We start from the raw sequence: 19787 nt of genomic DNA on the forward strand, positions 1-19787 counted from the left end.
ACTGCGACTTATACTGACCCGACTGATCGATCGAGATCGACCGTCCGAATCCCCGTATCCCCAAGTCACGGCAAACCATAGTCACTGCCTCAAAGAGCGCCAACTCACGCTTTTTTACCGATTGTTACCCCAAACCTGCCGTATTCGCGCCAAGGCTTAACCAAATTGCACCTCGGTCTGGGGCCGTTACCGGCGATTTTACTGAAGCACCGAACAGGTAATTAATGATTTAAAATCAGTTGCTTGAGCGTGCACCCCGGATATTTACGGGGCATAAGAAAAGGTCCCGGCGAGGGTCTCGCCGGGACCTTTTTGCGTCCGCCTTATTGTAACAATCCTCAGGTCGCCTGCCGTCGCAGGAAGGCCGGGATATCAAGATGGTCGTCTCCCTGTGGCGCCGGCGCAACAGGTGCGGGGCGACCATGGGCATCCAGACCCTGCGGCGCGGGCCGGCGGGCATATTCGGACACCGGCTCGCTGGCTGCGATCTGCTGCTGCACCGTCCGTTGCGGCTTGCGATCGGGCAGCGCCGGCATGGCGGGGCCGGAGGTCCGGGCAGCGATCGGCGCCTCGGTCTCCTCGTCGCGACGGCCGAGGCCGACATTGGCGAGGCGCTGCAGCAGCGACAGGCGGGTCTTCTGGGGCGTCTCGTCCTCGACCTCACCACGGGCCTGACGAAGCTCGGCCTGGGCCGGCATCGGCAGTTCATCGAGGCGCGGCATCCGCGGCGCGCGGGCCGGAGCACGCTCGGCCTGCGGCGGGATGAAGGTTTCCGGCGTCATCGGCTCCGACATGGCAAGCGGCGCCTGCTCGGGCTCCGGAAACAGCGTGGGCTTCTGCGCGATCGGGCGCACGGTGACGTCACCATAGGTCTGCGGCGCGGCGGCCTGCGGAACTTCGGCAACCGCAGCCGCGATGGCGGCCAGCGCCGCACGCTCGACATTGGGACGCGGGGCGGGCGCAGCGGCGACGGGTGCGGCGGCCGGGATCTGCGATTCCAGCTTCTGGGCACGCTCGGCCATGCGCTGGTTGTCAGCGCGCAGGCGCGCGGTCAGGTCGGCGAGACGGCTCTCGGCAGCGGCGGCCGGAGCCGCAGGAGCCTGCTGCAGCTGCTGCGGCGCGGCGTTCGCGACCGGAGCGGAGGTGGCCTGGCTGTTGCGGGCGATCGCCGCCTGCTCGATGCCGGTGGCGACGACCGAGACGCGGATCAGGCCATCGAGCGCTTCGTCGAAGGTGGCGCCGACGATGATGTTGGCGTCCTGGTCGACTTCCTCGCGGATGCGGGTCGCGGCTTCGTCGACTTCGAACAGGGTCAGGTCCTTGCCGCCGGTGATCGAGATCAAGAGGCCCTTGGCACCCTTCATCGAGCTATCGTCGATCAGCGGGTTGGCGATCGCAGCTTCGGCGGCGGTCAGCGCGCGCTTGTCGCCGGAGGCTTCGCCCGTGCCCATCATTGCCTTGCCCATTTCCCTCATCACCGCTCTCACGTCGGCGAAGTCGAGGTTGATCAGGCCTTCCTTGACCATCAGGTCGGTGATGCAGGCGACGCCCGAGTAGAGCACCTGGTCGGCCATCGCGAAGGCGTCGGCGAAGGTGGTCTTTTCGTTGGCGACCCGGAACAGGTTCTGGTTCGGGATGATCAGCAGCGTGTCGACCACCTTGTGCAGCTCGGCAATGCCGGCTTCGGCGGTGCGCATGCGGCGGCCGCCCTCGAAGTGGAACGGCTTGGTCACGACGCCGACGGTGAGGATGCCCATGTCGCGCGCGGTCTTGGCGATGACGGGAGCAGCACCGGTGCCGGTGCCGCCACCCATGCCGGCGGTGACGAACACCATGTTGGCGCCCGAGAGATGGTCGCGCAGCTCGTCGATCACTTCCTCGGCAGCAGCGGCGCCGACGTTCGGCTGCGAACCCGCGCCGAGCCCTTGCGTCACCGCAGTGCCCATCTGCACGATGCGCTGCGCCTTCGACATCGTCAGCGCCTGCGCGTCGGTATTGGCGACCACGAAGTCGACGCCCTGGAGGCCCGCCGTGATCATGTTGTTGACGGCGTTGCCGCCGGCGCCACCGACGCCGAACACGGTGATGCGGGGCTTCAACTCGTGAATATCAGGAACGTTGATGCTGATGGTCATGTTTGCCTCTCGATCACGCGCGCGTGGGTTCGCCCCGGCCTGCGGCCGCGGGAGTTGGTGAAATCAGACATGTGCGGAAAGCGGTCATCAAAAGCCCTCGCGTAGCCATCGTCCGACCTTTCCGAAATAACCGCCCGTTCCTGTCCTGACCTGCTGCCGCGTATGCCGCGGTTCGACATGTTCCTGGTGAACATATTGCGGGTAGACGAGAAGACCGGCCGGCACCGCGAACGCGGCGTTCTTCGCCTCGTTGGGCAGCCGGCCGAAACCGAGCGGACGTCCGACCCGCACGGGCCGGCCGAGAATCTGGGTGCCGAGCTCGACGAGGCCGGTGAGCTGCGAGGCGCCGCCGGAGAGCACGACGCGGCCCTTGGGCTCTGCCGCGAAGGGCGAATCCTTCAGCTTGTCCCGAACCATTTCGAAGACTTCCTCGGCACGGTGCTTGACGATGTTGGCGATGGTGGCGCGCGAAACGATCTGCGGCAGATCCTGGTCGTCACCGGCTGTCGGTACAGACATCAGCTCACGCGAGTCCGATCCGCCGGTGATGACGGTGCCGTATAACGTCTTGATTCGCTCGGCATCGGCAATGGTCGCCGAGAGTCCGCGCGCGAGATCCATCGTGATGTGTTGCCCGCCGACCGCAAAACCGGCCGCGTGCACGAAGCGGCCGCCGGAATACACCGCGATCGTCGTGGTGCCTGCCCCCATCTCGACGACGGCGGCGCCGAGATCGGCCTCGTCGTCGGTCAGCACCGACAGGCCGGCCACATAGGGGCTCGCCGCCATGGCTTCGACGTTGAGATGGCAGCGTTCCACCGCCAGCATCAGGTTCCGCGCCACGGTCGCGTCGCAGGTGACGACGTTCATGTCGACGCCGAACTGATGCGCGACCATGCCGCGGGGATCGCGGATGCCCTTGACGCCGTCGAGCGTGTAGCCGACCGGCAGCGCGTGCAGCACGGTGCGGCCCTCGCCGGTGGCGTGGCGCATGCCGGTGGAGGTGACGCGGCTGACATCGGCCGGCGTGACTGCGCCGCCGCGGATATCTGCAGCAGCCTCGACCAGCTGGCCGGAAAGGCGTCCGCCGGAGACCGACAGCAAAACGGACTCGACCCGCACCTTGGCCATCTTCTCGGCGAGACCCACGGCCTGGCGCACCGCCTGCTCGCATTCGCCAAGATCGACCACCGCGCCGGCCTTCATGCCGCGCGACTGGATCTGGCTGTAACCGATCAGCTCCACCGCATGGGTGCGGCCGCCCAACGCCTCGCTCGGCGCCGACGGCTTCAGCCGCGCGATCATGCAGGCGATCTTGCTGGTGCCGATGTCGAGGCAGGCGACGAGGCCGCCGCGCTTGTGCGGCATCGGGCGCGTCTTCGGCGTCTGGGTGCGATCAAGACCGGTCATGCGGCGTCCCCGGCCTTCTTTTTCTTCTTGTCCTTGAACAGATCCTCGCGCGCCTTGGCGGCGTCGTCGGACAGCTGCACCACCAGACGGTCGGGCAGGCGCATGTCGATCGCGACGATATCCTTCGAGAACAGGCGATCGTCCTTGTCGAGCTTGGACAGCGCGGCGAGCGCGTTGCCGACGTCCTGCTCGGGCAGGCGGACGTCGAGGCCATCCTTCAGCCTCAGGTTCCAGCGCCGCTCACCGACATAGATCGCGGCCTTGGTCACCGAATTCACCTGCGGATAGCGTGCGAGCAGCGCGAGGAAATCGCGGGCCTGGGTGTCGGCGCCCTTGCCGACCACGAGCGGCAGCGACAGGAACCGGCGCGACACATAGGGTTCGAGCAGCGCACCGTCGTCGGCGATGACGGAAAGCCTGCCGGCCTCCTGCCACAGCGCGAACGCCTTGCGCTCGGTGATCTCGATCATCAGCCGGCCCGGATAGAGCTTCAGCACGGTCGCGTCGGCAATCCAGGGATTGGCCTTGAGCTTGTCGCGGACGTCGTCGGCATCGAGGAAGAGCAGCGAGGAGCGGCCGCTGACGCCGCCGATCGCGAGGATCTCGTCCTGGCTGAGCTGCTTGCGACCGTTGATCACGACCGAGGTGATGCGAAAGCCGGCCGAATTGGCCATGGCGTTGCGCGCGTCGCTGACGGCGGTGATGAAATCCTGGAGATGGCCGCCCTTGACGATGCCGAGGCCGCAGCTGCCGATCAGCAGCAGCACGGTCATGGTGATCCCGACCCGGCGCGGCAGATAGCGCTCGACCAGCGCAATCAGTCGCGGCGGCGGCTCGCGCTCGACGACAGCCTTGATCTTGGACTTGGCCTTGATTTTCTGCTTGGCGGTGGCGGGCTTCTCCGCACGCGTGTGCTCGAGCTTCTCTTGCACCCACTCGCGCAGAAGCACGACCGCTCCGATAGCGGCCGCCTTCAGGTCAGCTTGGGGCCTCAGCGATCTCACAAACGACCGGGTGAGGCTTCCTGCTCCATCCATTGCACGAGCTCGTCAACAGTTTGCCCGCAACACTGCGCGGGTCCTGGCGAACATGACGTCTCGGACGTGCCGGGCCGGGTGGTGGTCTTCGGCAGAAGAAACCGCTCCCCTTCAAAGCGTTCGCCGGTCGGATCCTTCCCAAACGGTTCACGCGCCGGCAGCCAAAACGCCATATGCGCCGCCAGCGTTAACCTTCGGATGTCCTGGTAAACAAAAGGTAAAATTCGTTAACGCCGGATGCTTTTTGCCCAGACGAGTGAGGCAGTTGCGCCACGATCTCCGGCATTTTACCGGTTTTGGCCGCCAAACCGGGCGTTTTGGCAGGTTCGGCCGTTAACCAATCCTAACTATTTCCGCACCCGCCGCTCGGCGAGCTCGATCAGGCCGCGGAGGAAGTCGACGAATGCGATGCCCTCGGCTTTCAGCGCCTTGGGGTAGAGCGAGGACTTTGTCAGCCCGGGCAGCGTGTTGGTTTCGAGATAGACCAGCTCCTTCGCCGAGACGATGAAGTCGGAGCGGGAATAGCCGGTGCAGGACATTGCACGATGCGCCAGCATCGCCTGGGTCTTGAGCGCGGCGGTGATCTCAGGCGTAAAGCGGCCGGGGCAGATCTCCTGGGTCGTCGACAGCAGATATTTCGCGGCGTAGTCGAAACTGCCCTCGCCCGGAATGATCTCGATCGGCGGCAGCGAGATGATCGATCCATCGAGCCGCTCCAGCACACCGCAGGTCGCCTCGACGCCCGCGATGTAGGGCTCGATCACGTACTCCTCGTGCTTGGCGGCATTGCGGACGGCGACGAGATCCTGCCTGGCGTTGACGAAGATCAGGCCGTAGCTCGACCCGTCACGCGCCGGCTTTGCAATCAGCCTGCCGTATTCGGCAAAGGCATCGTCGATGTCATCGAGCGCGATGCCCGCGGGCGGTGTCACGCCACCGAGCGCGGCAAAACGCTTGGCCGCGATCTTGTCGAAGGCAAGATGCGAGGAGGCCGAGCCGGAGCCGGTGAACGGCACGCCGCGTGTCTCGCACATCACCTGCAATTCGCCGTTCTCCGCGCTGCCGCCGTGCAGGCTGAGCACGAGGACGCGATCTTCCGCCTTGGCCTTGTCGAGCGCCTGTACGAGCGGAATGCCTGATGTGCCGGGCTTGAACTCGTCCTCGAACGGACGGGCGTGTTCGAGCAGTTGCCTGGACTGCACCACATGCACCTTGTCCTCGACGTCCCAGAACCAGAGATCGGCCTCGGGCAGCGCCTGATGCAGCGCCTGGGCCGAGGCGACCGAGACCAGACGTTCGCGGTTGGAGCCGCCGAAGAGGATGGTGATGCGCATGTTCTCTCGTCCCAATCTCTCTATTCGTCATTCCGGGGCGCGACGAAGTCGCGAACTACGGTGCGCACTTGCGCACCTGAGAATCCATTTCGCCACCGTCTCTGCCGCCCGATGGATTCCGGGCTCTCGCTTCGCGAGCCCCGGAATGACGGTGATCATGAAACCCCGATCCGCTTGATTTCCCAGTGCAGTTCAATCCCGGAATTCGCCTTCACGCGTTCGCGCACGGTCTCGCCTAGCGTCTCGATGTCGTGCGCGGTGGCATCGCCCGTATTGATCAGGAAATTGCAGTGCATCTCCGAGACCTGCGCGCCGCCGACACGCAAGCCCCGGCAGCCGGCAGCATCCACCAGCTTCCAGGCAGAATGGCCGGGCGGATTCTTGAAGGTCGAGCCGCCGGTCTTCTCGCGGATCGGTTGCGCGGTCTCGCGGTGGTTTTGCACCTCAGCCATCCGCGCCCGGATCGCATCAGTATCCCTGATCTCGCCGCGGAAACGCGCGGACGTGAAGATAATGGTGGGATCGACGCCGCTGCTGCGGTAGACGAATTTCATCTCGGCGTTGGAGAAGATTTGCTTGGTACCGTCACGCCCGACGCCGCGCGCCTCGACCAGCACATCCTTGGTCTCGCCGCCATTGGCACCGGCATTCATGCGCAGCGCGCCGCCGATCGTGCCGGGAATGCCGAAGTAGAATTCGAGCCCGCCGATATTGGCGGACGCCGCCACTTCCGCGACGCGCTTGTCCAGCGCAGCCGCACCGGCGGTGACGATATCGCCATTCGCAGTCGCCTCACCGAAAGCGCGAGGCGCAAGCCGGATCACCACGCCGGCAATGCCGCCGTCGCGCACGATCAGGTTGGAGCCAACGCCGACGACGTAGACGGGAATATCGCTGGCGAGATGCGCGAGGAAATAAGCGAGATCATCCTCGTCCGCCGGCGTGAATAGCACCTGCGCCGGTCCGCCGACGCGAAACCAGGTGAGCTCGGCCAGCGACTGGTTCGCAAGCAGCCGGCCACGCAAGTCCGGCATTGCGGCTTTGAGTGAAGGGGTGATGTCGGGGAAGCTCATAGCGCGCTGACCGACATACGAGCTGGGTCAAGATTGCGGCGCATGACGTTGTCCGCCAGCGCCCGGGGCTTACTCCTCTCCCCAACCCTCCCCCGCAAGGGGGGAGGGAGCCTGACCAGCGTGCTCACCTCACCTCGCGTCACGGCTGCGCTCTGATCCCTTTCGGGAGTCAGGGAGGCACGGGCGGATGGGTTCTCTCCCCCCTTGCGGGGGAGGGTTAGGGAGAGGGGTGGCCACACGGGCGGTGATCGACGATGACTCGACATCAACGCGCCCTACCCCAACGCCTTCAACTGGTCCGGCAGTGCATAGGCCCATTGCGTGATGTTGCCGGCGCCGAGACAGACGACGAGATCGCCCGACTTGGCGAGCCCCTTGACGATGCCCGGGAGCTCCGTTGCAGCCGGCAGCGGGATCACCTCGCGGTGGCCGTGCGCACGCAAGCCTGCGACGAAGTGCTCGCGGTCGATGCCATCGATCGGCGTCTCGCCCGCGGCATAGACGTCGGCGACGACCACCGCATCGGCATCGTTGAAGCAGGTGCAGAATTCCTCGAACAGCGATTGCAGGCGGGTGTAGCGATGCGGCTGCACCACGGCGACGATCTTGCCATTGGTGGACTCGCGCGCCGCCTTCAGCACCGCAGCGATCTCCACCGGATGGTGACCGTAATCGTCGATCACGGTGACGCCGTTCCATTCGCCTGTCTTGGTGAAGCGGCGCTTGACGCCGCCGAAACCGGCGATCGCCTTGCGGATCGCATCGTCGGAGACGCCGAGCTCGCGCGCGACCGCGATCGCGGCCGTCGCGTTCGATGCGTTATGGCGCCCCGGCATCGGCAGCATGAGATCGGCGATCTCATGGACGGCGCCGGTCTTGCGATCGTGGAACGCGACCTTGAACTTCGAACCGCCGCTCATCGGGGTCAGGTCAAGCAGTCGCACATCAGCCTGCGGGTTCTGGCCGTACGTGATGATGCGGCGATCCTCGATCTTGCCGACGATGGTCTGCACAACGGGATGATCGGTGCACATCACGGCAAAGCCGTAGAACGGCAGGTTTTCGACGAAATGGCGGAACGCGTCCTGCACGGCATCGAATGTCTTGAAGTGATCGAGATGTTCAGGGTCGACATTGGTGACGATTGCCACGTCCGTCGGTAGTTTCAAAAACGTGCCGTCGCTCTCGTCGGCTTCCACCACCATCCACTCGCCGGCACCAAGCCGCGCGTTGGAGCCGTAGGCGTTGATGATGCCGCCGTTGATCACGGTCGGATCGAGCCCGCCGGCATCGAGCAGCGTTGCGACCATCGTGGTCGTGGTGGTCTTGCCATGCGTGCCGGCAATCGCGACGCAGCTCTTCAGCCGCATCAATTCGGCCAGCATCTCGGCGCGGCGCACCACGGGAATGCGCCGCTCCCGCGCCGCCATCAGTTCCGGATTGTCGCGCTTGATCGCGGTGGAGACGACAACGACCTCGGCACCATCGACGTTCTCGGCCTTATGGCCGACCGAGACCTTCGCGCCCTTCTTGCGCAGACGGTCGAGATTGTAATTGTCCGAGGCGTCCGAGCCCTGCACAACATAGCCGAGATTGACCAGCACCTCGGCGATGCCGCTCATGCCGATCCCGCCGATCCCGACGAAGTGGATGGGTCCGATCTCGCGCGGCAGTCTCATGGTCTATCCTATGGTTCCGTCGTCATGCCCGGGCTTGTCCCGGGCATCCACGAATCCTAGCGTCTTTCTTGCAAGACGTGGATGCATAGGCACTCGGTATACCGAGTGCCGTTCCTTTTGAAAGTACGAAGTCGGATAGATCCGACTTCGTGTGACAAGCCCGGCCATGACGGTAAAACTATGGAAATTCCCCGTTTCGCGTCAGATTCCCGCAACCTTCACCACCAGATCGGCCAGACGCTCGGCGGCATCGAGCCGGCCTGCCCCTTTGGCCGCAGCAGCCATGGCGGCAAGACGCGCCGGCTCGGCGGCAAAGGCGGAGATCTCGGAGGCGAGACGGTCGGAGGTAAATTCGGTCTGCGGGATGCGGATGGCGCCGTCGACCTTGGCCAGCACGCCGGCATTGGCAAATTGGTCCTGGTCGATCGCGCCCGGTAGCGGCACCAGGATCGAGGGCCGGCCGATCGCGGCGAGTTCAGCCACCGTGCCGGCGCCGGAGCGCGACACCACCAGATGATTGGACGCGAGCCGTGCCGGCAAATCCGTGAAGAACGGTGCCAGCTCGGCATTGATCTTGAGCTTGTCGTAAACCGCGCGCACCCGGGTCATGTCTTCGTCGCGCACCTGCTGGGTGAGGACGAGACGGCTCCACAGCGCAGGCTCGAGCCGCTCGATCGCACCGGGCACGATGTCGGCCATGATGCGCGCGCCCTGGCTGCCGCCGACGACGAGCAGACGCAGCGGGCCATTCACCTCGGGTGCGGCATAGGGCACTGCGGCGGCGGCGAGGATCGCCGGCCGCATCGGCGTGCCGACCATCGTGGTCTTGCCCGCCAGCGCCGGGTCGCGGTCGAGCACACCGGGCAACGACGTTGCGATGGCCTGGACGCGGCTCGACAGGAAACGGTTGGCGCGACCGAGCACCGCATTGGCGTCGTGGATGATGCCGGGCACGCCGGCGAATTTTGCCGCAACCAGTGGCGGCAATGTCGGATAGCCGCCGAAACCGATGACGGCAGCGGGCTTCAACCGCTTGATCAGGCGGTACGCAGACAGCGTGCCGGTCGCGAGCGTCAGGCCGGCATAAGCGAGCTGGATCGGATTGCGGCCGCGCGCGGTTTCGCTCGCGACGACGTCGATCATGTCCTTGGTGAACAGCCCGCTGTAGCGCAGCGCGCGCTCGTCGGTGACGAGGCGGACGCGAAAGCCGCGCCGGATCAACTCGACGCCGAGCGCCTCGGCCGGAAACAGATGGCCGCCGGTGCCGCCCGCGGCGAGAAGAATCAAGGGGGATTGGTCCATGGAGGCCGTATTTACAGGGAAAGGGCGATCATTGCGAGCTAGCTACCAAGGCTCGTGCCCCCGGGCGCAGCGCAGCGCGCCGCCCTTCGCGGCGTGGTGCGCTGCTGAACCGGGGCCCATCTCTTCCAGCAACATGGTTGCGGCATTCTGGGTCCCGGCTCTGCGCGGAGCCTGTCATCGGGCCGCGCAACGCGCGGACCCGTTGGCTTGTCCGGGACACGAGAGCGGTTACGCGTAGCTGCGCATCGCCTCGGCGTGGCCGCTGGCCTCGACCTCGGTGCGCGGGCGCAGGCGTGTCAGGGCCAGCATCATGCCGACGCCGTAAGCGAGCGACACGATCGAGGAGCCGCCGTAGGAGATGAACGGCAGCGTCATGCCCTTGGCAGGGATGAGCTGGAGATTGACCGACATGTTGATCGCGGCCTGCACGCCGAACAGGATCGCGAGACCCGACGCCGCGAAGCGCGAGAACATGTCCTCATTGGCATAGGCGCGCGACAGCGTGCGGATGACGACGAAGGCGAACAGCGCCAGCATCGCCAGACACAGGATGATGCCGAACTCTTCGGCAGCGACCGCGAACACGAAATCAGTGTGGCTGTCAGGCAGGCTGCGCTTGGCGATGCCCTCGCCCGGCCCCAAGCCGAACCAGCCGCCGTTGTAGAAGGCCTCCATCGCGGTATCGACCTGGAAGGTGTCGCCGGAGGCCGGGTTCATGAAGCGCTTGATGCGGCCTGCGACGTGCGGAACAAAGAGATAGGCGCTGAACAGGCCGGCCGCGCCGATGCCGGCGAGACCGAACACCCAGATCATGCGCATGCCGGCGATGAAGAACAGCGAGCCCCACACCATCAGGATCAGCATAGTCTGGCCGAAGTCCGGCTCCATCACCAGCAGCGAGACCAGCATCAGCAGCAGCACCAGCGCCATCGAGGTTGCCGGCATCTCCGGCCGCTTGGTCGATTCCGCGAACAGCCAGGCGGCGATGACGACGAAGGACGGCTTTGCGATTTCGGAGGCCTGGATGTTGACGCCGATCAGCGTGATCCAGCGCCGCGAGCCCTTGACCTCGGGGCCGATCGCCAGCGTCACCACGATCAGGATGATGCTGAGCGTGAAGATGATCAGCGCCGAGCGGCGGATCGCGCGCGGCGACAGGAAGGACACGCCGAGCAGCACAATGAAGGACGGCGCCAGGAACATCACGTGACGGCTGAAGAAATGGAAGGGATCGAGCCCGATGCGGGTCGCAACCGACGGGCTCGCCGCCAGCGACAGGATGACGCCGGTCAGCATCAGCAGCAGGATCGCGCCGAACAGCGGCTTGTCGACGGTCCACCACCACTCGGAAAAGGGGGTGCGTTCTTCACGGGAGAGCATGGGCGGCCGCTTTCGGACAGAGGTCGGTCCATTGGTCGCCGAGGTTGGTTACCGGGAGGTTAAGGGAATGTATGAAGTTTTTGGGAGTGCCCCGGACGCAGCGCAGCGTCTCTTCGACGGTGCGCTGCAGAGCCGGGGCCCATCTCTCCGACCCGGCGTGCAACTTCTGGGTCCCGGCTCGCGCTACGCGCGTCCGGGACACGAGGGCCCTATTCGTAGACGATCGCGACATCCCCCGCGCGCTGTTCGCGCTTGTCGATCTGGCTTGGCTCGGGAATGAGACCGATCCTGACCGCCCGCTCGCTGCTCCAGGCGACGACGACCTCGAGATGCCCGCGCACGCTGACGAAGGTCGGCGTGCTCTCGGGCGAGAACGTCCGGCCGCGCGCCACGATGCTGGCTTGCGTGCTGTCAGTTGCTCCGCACGACTTCCAGACCACGACGACCAGCTGACCGCCGCTCGGAGAGGCATACAACTTCTGGCGAACGACGTGACACGCACCGAATCCGGTCATGACGTTGTCAACGAGGACAACGCAGAGAAAACCAACGGGAACAGCAAGCGCAGCGACGATAATTGCGATCCGGCGCCGCCGCGACATCACACCACCGGCTTCACGCCCGGCAACGCCTGCACCAGTTCGCGGAACCTGGTGCCGCGGATCTCGAAATTGCGGTACTGATCGTACGAGGCGCAGGCCGGCGATAGCAGCACGACGGCGTCGGCAAGACCGGATGCTTCCGCATCGCGCGCGGCGTGCTCGACGGCGACGTCGAGCGTCTGGCTGATCTCGTGCGCGACCGAACCGAGCGTTCCCGAAAACTCCTGCGCGGCCTCGCCGATCAGATAGGCCTTGCGGATGCGCGGGAAGAATCCGGTCAGGCTGGTGATGCCGCCCGCCTTCGGCTTGCCGCCGGCGATCCAGAAAATGTCGGCAAAGGACGACAGCGCGTGCGCGGTGGCGTCCGCATTGGTGCCCTTGGAATCGTTGACGAACAGCACATTGCCGCGGCGGCCGACCTGCTCCATGCGGTGCGCCAGGCCCGGAAAGCTGCGCAGGCCGTTCTGCAGCACGTCGAGGCTGATGCCCATCGCGAGCGCGGCGGCCGCCGCGCAGGCTGCGTTCTGCGCATTGTGCAAGCCGCGCAGCGAGCCGATGCCGCCGAGCGTCGCAATCTCGCTGCGGGCGCCGCCCGAATTGCGCACGATGGTGCCGTGCTCTACATGGATCCCGGTCGCGAGCGGATTCTTGACGGAGATGCGCACAACGTTCTTGCCCGCACGATCGAGCCGGTCGGCAATGTCGCGGCAATAGCCGTCATCGACGCCCACGATCGAGGTGCCGCCTGCCTGCACGTTCGCAACCAGGTGCTCCTTCACTTCAGCGTAATGCGCGAGCGTGCCGTGACGATCGATGTGGTCTTCGCTGACGTTGAGCAGGATGCCGACGGAGGGATCGAGCGACGGCGTGAGGTCGATCTGGAAGGACGACATCTCGATGACGTGGACTCGGCCCGTGCGCGGCGGCTCCAGCGACAGGATCGCGGTGCCGATATTGCCGCCCATCTGGGTGTCGTAGCCGGCAACCTTCGTCAGATGCGCGATCAGGGCCGTCGTGGTCGACTTGCCGTTGGTGCCGGTGATGGCGACGAACGGCGCGTTCGGCGCGTGGCGGCGACGCTCGCGGCAGAACAGCTCGATGTCGCCGATCACCTCGACGCCCGCTTCGCGCGCTTTCAGCACGCTCCAATGCGGCACCGGGTGAGTGAGCGGCACGCCGGGCGCGAGCACGAGCGCTGCGAAATTGTCCCAGGAGACGTTGCGCAGATCGGCGGTGATGAAACCGGCCTGCGCGGCCTTGGCGACGTTCTCGGTATTGTCGTCGGCGGCGATCACTTCGGCGCCGCCCGCCTTCAGCGCGTGGCAGGAGGCCAGCCCCGAGCCCCCGAGGCCGAACACCGCGACCGTCTTGCCGGCAAAGGATGTGACCGGGATCATGACTTTACTCCCGTCATTCCGGGGCTCGCGCAGCGAGAACCCGGAATCTCGAGATTCCGGATCGCCGCTTCGCGCCGTCCGGAATGACGAGAATGGGATACAGGGCCGTCACCATCATCACCGCAGCTTCAGCGTGGAAAGGCCGGCGAGGGCCAGCATCACCGAGATGATCCAGAAGCGGATCACGATCTGCGGCTCGGTCCAGCCGAGCTGCTCGAAATGGTGGTGGATCGGCGCCATGCGGAAAATGCGCTTGCCCGTGAGCTTGAACGACACCACCTGCACGATGACCGAGACCGCCTCCAGCACGAACAGGCCGCCGATCACAGCGAGCACGATCTCGTGCTTCACCGCGACCGCGATCGACCCCAGCATGCCGCCGAGCGCGAGCGAGCCGGTGTCGCCCATGAAGATCGAAGCTGGTGGGGCATTGAACCAGAGAAAACCGAGACCCGCGCCAAATAGCGCGCCGCAGAGCACCGCGAGTTCGCCGGTGCCCGCGACATATTTGATCTGGAGATAGTCGGCGAAGACAGCGTTGCCGGCGAGATAGGCGATCAGCGCGAAGCTCGTGGTCGCGATCATCACCGGCACGATGGCGAGGCCGTCGAGGCCGTCGGTGAGGTTCACCGCATTGCCGGCGCCGACGATGACGAAGGCGCCGAACACGACGAAGAACCAGCCGAAGTGCAGCACGGTGTCCTTCAGGAACGGGATCGTCAGCGCGGTCGAGGCGGGATCGCGGTTCAGCCGCACCAGCGCGTAGCAGGCGACCAGCGCGATGACCGCTTCGATGAGGAGGCGCAGCTTGCCGCCGAACCCGCTCGTGGTCTGCTTGGTCACCTTGAGGTAATCGTCATAGAAGCCGACGAAGCCGAAGCCGAGCGTCACCGCGAGCACGATCCAGACGTAAGGATTGAGCGGATTGGCCCACAGCACGGTGCCAACCGTGAGGCCGGACAGGATCATCAGGCCGCCCATGGTGGGCGTGCCCTTCTTGGCAAAGTGCGATTGCGGACCGTCGGTGCGGATCGGCTGGCCCTTGCCCTGGCGGATGCGCAGATGATCGATGATCCAGGGTCCGAACAGGAACACGAACAGCGCGCCGGTGGCGATGGCCCCGCCGGTGCGGAAGGTGATGTAGCGGAAGACATTCAGAACGGTGCGAACGGCACCTAAACCCGGAAATGTGTTGGAGAGCTCGATCAGCCAGTAAAACATTCAGTCGGTCCTATGGCGCCTTTCGCACGCGGCCTTCACGATGGCCTCACCGTGTCTCGCGCATTCGCTGGTCTTCATCATGGGGTCGGGCGACCCCAAAGAAACCGGACGGCGGCGCGCCGCAAAGGGTGGGATTCGGGAACTACGCCTTCCAAGCAGTTTACGCCTTTGCCTGCAAGGCGGCCACTAGGCCCGGCACAAACTTGTTGACCCAGAACATCTTCTTGCTGCCCTTGACAACGACGACATCGCCTGCCTTCAGCAGGCTGGCGACCTCGCCGGCTTTCAGCGTCGCGGGATCGTCGTGCCAGCCGAGCCCCTTGCCGGCGGGAAGCGCGTCGTAGAGGTGACGCATCAGCGGTCCGACACAATAAATGCCGTCGATGCCGTCGAGATGCGCGGTGAGGCCCGTGTGGTAGCGCGGCGCGTCGTCGCCCAGTTCAAGCATGTCACCGAGCACTGCGATGCGGCGGCCGCCCGTCATATTGCGCGCTTGCAGGCTTTGCAGCGCGGCAGCGACGCTTGCAGGATTACCATTAAAGCTGTCGTCGATCACGGTGACGCCGCCGACCGCCTGCTCCACCCCGCGGCCGGTCATGATGCCGACGCGATCGAGCTTGATCGCGAGCGTCGCCACATCGAGATGCGCGGCGTGAACAGACGCGAGCGCGGCGAGCGCATTCTGCACGCGGTGCGGCGCGCCGGGCGTCAGGCTGAAGGCGATCTCCTTCTTGCCGATCGCAGCCACGACCTGCCAGCTCTCGCCATGCGGGGCGTGTGCGACCTCGTGCACCTCGGCCTTCTCGCCGAAGCGCACCACCTTGCCTTTCCAGTCCGGCGCCTTGATACCTGATGGCAGCACCAGCACGCCGTCCGCGGACAGCCCGAGCGCGATCGACACCTTCTCGCGCCTGATGGCATCGAGCGAGCCGAGCTTTTCCAGATGCACCGGTTGGACGTTGACGACGAGCGCGACCGTCGGCCGCGTCAATTCGCTGAGCCGCGCGATCTCGCCAGCCTGGTTCATGCCCATCTCGACGACCCACAAGCTCGCGTCAGGCCGGGCATTGCACAGCGTCAGCGGCACGCCCCAGAAATTGTTGAAGCTCGACGGGCTCGCATAGGCATTGGGATAGGCCGCGAGAAACTCCTTGGTGCTGGTCTTGCCGGCGCTGCCGGTCAATCCGATCACCGGGCCTTTGAAGCGCGCGCGTGCGGCGCGGGCGAGGCCCCAGAGCCCATCGATCAGCGTATCCTTCACGACGACCTGCGGAATGCGGATGCCCGCAATCTCGTGCGGCACGATCATCGCGACCGCGCCCGAGGCTTCCGCCTTGTCCGCGAACTCCCAGCCGTCGCGCGCGCTGGCGAAGGCCGAGATGAAGCCGCCGCTCGGCGTGCCTGATAGCGCGACGAACAGGCTGCCGGGCTTCACCAGCCGGCTGTCCTGGGTGACGAAGTCGATCGGCGTGTTCGGGAACGATCCGGTCGCGCCAAGCGCGCGTGCCACCTCGGCAACCGTCCATAATGGCCCGCTCATGCGACCCTCGATGCTAATGCGGCGGCAACCGCCTCGTGATCACTGAACGGCAGGACCTCGCCACCGACGATCTGCCCGGTCTCGTGGCCCTTGCCGGCGACGAGCAGCGCATCGCCCTCTTCCAGCTCCTCGATCGCGGCGCGGATCGCGGCCGCGCGGTCGCCGATCTCGCGCGCGCCCTTGGCCGTGGCGAGGATCGCGGCGCGGATCGCTTCCGGCTTCTCGCTGCGCGGATTGTCGTCGGTGATGATGACGCGATCGGCATTTTGGGCCGCGATCTCGCCCATGATCGGGCGCTTGCCGGCATCGCGATCGCCGCCGGCGCCGAACACGACGATCAGTCTTCGTTTCGCGTAAGGACGCAGCGCCTGCAACGCCTTCGCAAGCGCATCGGGCTTGTGGGCGTAATCGACGAAGATCGGCGCGCCGTTGCGCTCGCCGACCCGTTCGAGCCGACCCTTGGCGCCTTCGAGATGTTCGAGGCTGGCAAACACGCCTGCCGCATCGCTGCCGGTGCCGATCGCGAGGCCGGCGGACACCAGCGCATTCTCGATCTGGAATTCGCCGACCAGCGGCAGCCGGACCGCATAGTTCTTGCCGCGATGTTCGAGGCTGAGCCTTTGCGAGAAGCCTTCGACCACCGCATCGGCAAGACGAATACCCTCACCTGCCCCATCGCCGCGACGTCCCACCGCCATCACGCGCAGACCGCGCGTCTTCGCCGCATCGATCGCCTCCGCCGAGCAATCATGATCGGCCGAGATCACCGCGGCGCCACCTGATGGAACGAGCTCGCGGAACAGCCTGAGCTTTGCTGCAATGTAGTGCGCGACAGTCGGATGATAATCCATGTGGTCGCGCGTCAGATTGGTGAAGCCGCCGGCGGAAACACGCACGCCATCGAGGCGATATTGATCGAGCCCATGCGATGACGCCTCGAACGCCAGATGCGTCACGCCCTCGCGCGCGATTTCATCGAGCTGCCGGTGCAGCGCGATCGGATCCGGCGTCGTCAGCGAGCCATAGACGGTGCGCTTGGGCGAGACGAGCCCGATGGTGCCGATGCTGGCCGAGGCATGGCCAAGCCGCTCCCAGATCTGGCGCGTGAAAGCGGCGACGGAGGTCTTGCCGCTGGTTCCGGTCACCGCCGCGATGGTCGCAGGCTGGCCCGGGAAGAACCTTGCCGCAGCCAGCGCCAGCGCGCGGCGCGGATTGACGACGGCAACGAACGGCACGGGGCACGCATCAGGCGCGTGATCGCCGACCACCGCTACAGCGCCGCCCGCAATCGCAGCATCTATGAAGCGTGCGCCATCGGTCTTGCTGCCGGCGAGCGCGAAGAAGAGATCACCCGGCTTGACCACGCGGCTGTCGAGCGCAATGCCTGTCACCTCGAGCGCCGCAATGTTGGGCTCGGTGGCGGCATCATTGCCTAAGAGGTCAGCCAGCTTCATGGTCTTCCAGTCGCGGTGCCGGAAAGCCGAATCTCGAGGGAAAATCCCGACTCAGCAGCGGCTACGGCCCACCCGATTGATTACTGGGTTGTCCTGGATGTCGCAAGAATAAGGCGGTCCGCGGGCGGCAGGTCGTAGCGGGGCTCGATGCCGAGCAGCGGCCCGATACGGGTAATGACGTTACCCGCGGTCGGAACGGCGTTCCAGCCCGAGGTGATGAAGCCGTAGGTTTCCTTCAGGGGCTGCGGCTCGTCGAGCATGATCAGAAGCTGGTATTTCGGCTTGTCGGCCGGCAGGATCGCGGTGAACGCGGTCAGCACCTTCTTCTTGGCATAGCGGCCGTTGATCACCTTTTCAGCAGTGCCGGTCTTGCCGCCGATATAGTAACCGGGAACGTTGGCATTCTTGGCGGTGCCGATCTCGGCGTTGAGCCGCATCAGGAACCGCATCTTGTCCGACGTCTCGGGCTTGATCACGCGCTTGGCAATCGCGCGGGCCTCCTCTTCGGAGCGCTTGAGGAAGGTCGGCGGAATCAGCAGGCCGCCATTGGCGAGCGCGCTGACGCCCATCACCGCCTGCAGGGGAGCCACCGCGATGCCGTGGCCGAACGAGATGGTGATGGTGTTCAGATCGCTCCAGCGTCGCGGCACGATCGGCGAGGCGCTCTCCGGCAGCTCGGTGCGTAGCCGCTCCATCTGGCCCATCTTGCGCAGGAACGCCTTGTGCGCCTCCACGCCCTGCGACAGCGCAATCCGCGCCGCACCGACGTTGGAGGAGAAGGTGAACACCTCTTTCATGTTCAGGAAACGGCCTTTCGGCTCGTCATCATGGATCGCGAACTTGCCGTAGTGCAGCGGACCGCGTGCATCCCACAGCGAGTCGAGGCCGTACTTGCCGGTATCGAGCGCCATTGCGAGCGTGAAGGCCTTGAAGGTCGAGCCCATCTCGTAGACGCCGGTGGTCAGGCGGTTGATGCGGTCGGGGTCGTGCGCTTCCTTCGGATTGTTCGGATCGAAATCCGGAACCGAGACCATCGCCACGATCTCGCCGGTGTTGACATTGGTCACGAGACCGGAGGCCGCCTTGGCGTGGAACTTCTCCTTGGCCTTCAACAGCTCATCGCGTAGCGCGTGCTCGACGCGCAGATCGACCGACAGCTCGATCGGCTTCTGCAGCCGGTCGATGGCGAAGCCGGCTCGGTGGAGATCGGCGAGGCCCTGATTGTCGAGCCACTTCTCCATCCCGGCGATGCCCTGATTGTCGATGTTGACGAGACCAATGAGGTGGGCGACCTCGTTGCCGGTCGGGTAGACGCGCTTGTTCTCGCGCAGGAAGCCGATGCCGGGAATACCGAGCTTGTGGATGTCCTGCTGCTGCTTCGCCGTGATCTCGCGCTTCAGCCAGACGAAGCCCTTGCGCGACGACAGGCGATCGCGCACCTCGGCTTCATCGAGGTCGGGCACGGTCGCGGTCAGAAGCTCGATCGCCTCGTCCTTGTCGATGATGCGGCGCGGCTCGCCGAACATGCTGGCTGCCTTGACGTCGGTCGCAAGGATCGCGCCGTTGCGGTCGACGATGTCGGGCCGCGCGGTCGCAACCACTTCCTGCGAGGCGGCGCGGCGCGCGCTATGGGCGTCGGCGCCGATCGCGAACATCACGAGCCGGCCGCCGATCAGGGCATAGACCATGGCAAAGGCGAGCATCGCCAGCCCGACGCGCGCGCGCGCCTTGGCGGCGCGATCGACATTGCGCCCGTAGAGCAGGCTGCGGATCAGACGCTGATGCCAAGGCTCGGCTGGCCGTGCGGTGGGTTTGGCCGGAACAGCGCTCATTGCTTGTCCTCGGTCTGAGGCACGGAGCCGGTCACGCTGTCCGGATCGCTCGCGGCTTCGATCGTGTTGATCATGGACCCGATCGGATCAGGCTCGCCCGGCCTGAACATCCGCGGCGGACGAGCCGGCAGGTTCTTCAGCGAATCATATTGCGTGCCGTTGACGGGCTTGAGCGGCAGATGCCGCTCGGACAGACCCTGCAGGCGCAGGGGCGCATCGAGCTTGGCCCATTCGGAGCGTAGCTGAGCGATCGCATCGCGCTGCTCGCGGATTTCCGCATGCAGCCGCAGCACCTTCTCGGTGCGCGCGGTGGAATCCATCTTGATCCGGTAGACATAGGCCGCCGCGAAGATCAGCGCGCCGATGACGAGGAGGTGGATGAAGCGCATGG

The 19787-nt window shown here is 65.5% G+C and carries 15 protein-coding genes; all 15 read right to left on the reverse strand.

Annotation, left to right across the window (positions count from 1 at the left end):
• Nucleotides 1–338: 338 nt before the first annotated feature.
• Complete coding sequence (gene ftsZ / locus M2427_RS16170) at nt 339–2135, reverse strand: cell division protein FtsZ (protein WP_280707400.1); 1797 nt, start codon at nt 2133–2135, stop codon at nt 339–341.
• A gap of 87 nt (nt 2136–2222) precedes the next feature.
• The gene (ftsA, locus tag M2427_RS16175) at nt 2223–3545 is read right to left on the reverse strand and encodes a cell division protein FtsA (protein ID WP_280707401.1); all 1323 of its coding nucleotides are present in this window, start codon (nt 3543–3545) and stop codon (nt 2223–2225) included.
• Nucleotides 3542–4582 (reverse strand): cell division protein FtsQ/DivIB, encoded by a 1041-nt coding sequence (locus tag M2427_RS16180; protein WP_280707403.1) that lies wholly within the window; start codon nt 4580–4582, stop codon nt 3542–3544. The genes ftsA and M2427_RS16180 overlap by 4 nt, the downstream gene beginning before the upstream one ends.
• Nucleotides 4583–4929: 347 nt before the next feature.
• Nucleotides 4930–5916, reverse strand: coding sequence for a D-alanine--D-alanine ligase (locus M2427_RS16185; RefSeq protein WP_280707405.1), 987 nt, complete (start codon nt 5914–5916; stop codon nt 4930–4932).
• Between the two features lie 155 nt (nt 5917–6071).
• Nucleotides 6072–6989 (reverse strand): UDP-N-acetylmuramate dehydrogenase, encoded by a 918-nt coding sequence (gene murB, locus M2427_RS16190; RefSeq protein ID WP_280707406.1) that lies wholly within the window; start codon nt 6987–6989, stop codon nt 6072–6074.
• A 275-nt stretch (nt 6990–7264) separates the two neighbouring features.
• Entirely contained in the window at nt 7265–8668 is a 1404-nt protein-coding gene (murC, locus tag M2427_RS16195) for a UDP-N-acetylmuramate--L-alanine ligase (RefSeq protein ID WP_280707408.1), read from the reverse strand.
• 201 nt (nt 8669–8869) lie between these two features.
• A complete protein-coding gene (murG, locus tag M2427_RS16200; protein ID WP_280707410.1) occupies nt 8870–9970 on the reverse strand; it encodes an undecaprenyldiphospho-muramoylpentapeptide beta-N-acetylglucosaminyltransferase in 1101 nt (366 codons plus the stop codon).
• 228 nt (nt 9971–10198) lie between these two features.
• Nucleotides 10199–11350 carry a putative lipid II flippase FtsW gene (gene ftsW / locus M2427_RS16205; protein WP_280707411.1) on the reverse strand — a complete coding sequence of 384 codons (1152 nt, stop codon included), beginning with the start codon at nt 11348–11350 and terminating at the stop codon, nt 10199–10201.
• A 209-nt stretch (nt 11351–11559) separates the two neighbouring features.
• On the reverse strand, nt 11560–11865 hold the full coding sequence (locus tag M2427_RS16210; RefSeq protein WP_280707412.1) for a hypothetical protein: 306 nt from the start codon (nt 11863–11865) through the stop codon (nt 11560–11562).
• An 86-nt stretch (nt 11866–11951) separates the two neighbouring features.
• Nucleotides 11952–13349 carry a UDP-N-acetylmuramoyl-L-alanine--D-glutamate ligase gene (gene murD / locus M2427_RS16215; RefSeq protein ID WP_280707413.1) on the reverse strand — a complete coding sequence of 466 codons (1398 nt, stop codon included), beginning with the start codon at nt 13347–13349 and terminating at the stop codon, nt 11952–11954.
• A gap of 117 nt (nt 13350–13466) precedes the next feature.
• On the reverse strand, nt 13467–14570 hold the full coding sequence (gene mraY / locus M2427_RS16220) for a phospho-N-acetylmuramoyl-pentapeptide-transferase (RefSeq protein WP_280707414.1): 1104 nt from the start codon (nt 14568–14570) through the stop codon (nt 13467–13469).
• Nucleotides 14571–14730: 160 nt separating this feature from the next.
• Nucleotides 14731–16110 carry a UDP-N-acetylmuramoyl-tripeptide--D-alanyl-D-alanine ligase gene (gene murF / locus M2427_RS16225; protein WP_280707416.1) on the reverse strand — a complete coding sequence of 460 codons (1380 nt, stop codon included), beginning with the start codon at nt 16108–16110 and terminating at the stop codon, nt 14731–14733.
• A complete protein-coding gene (locus M2427_RS16230) occupies nt 16107–17564 on the reverse strand; it encodes a UDP-N-acetylmuramoyl-L-alanyl-D-glutamate--2,6-diaminopimelate ligase (protein WP_280707417.1) in 1458 nt (485 codons plus the stop codon). The genes murF and M2427_RS16230 overlap by 4 nt, the downstream gene beginning before the upstream one ends.
• Nucleotides 17565–17644: 80 nt before the next feature.
• The gene (locus M2427_RS16235) at nt 17645–19396 is read right to left on the reverse strand and encodes a penicillin-binding protein 2 (RefSeq protein WP_280707418.1); all 1752 of its coding nucleotides are present in this window, start codon (nt 19394–19396) and stop codon (nt 17645–17647) included.
• Nucleotides 19393–19785: a hypothetical protein gene (locus M2427_RS16240; protein WP_280707419.1), complete on the reverse strand. Its 393-nt coding sequence runs from the start codon at nt 19783–19785 to the stop codon at nt 19393–19395. Before M2427_RS16240 ends, M2427_RS16235 begins: the two co-directional genes overlap by 4 nt.
• Between the last annotated feature and the right edge of the window lie 2 nt (nt 19786–19787).

The sequence above is a fragment of the Bradyrhizobium sp. BR13661 genome (assembly GCF_029892425.1).
GTDB lineage: Bacteria > Pseudomonadota > Alphaproteobacteria > Rhizobiales > Xanthobacteraceae > Bradyrhizobium.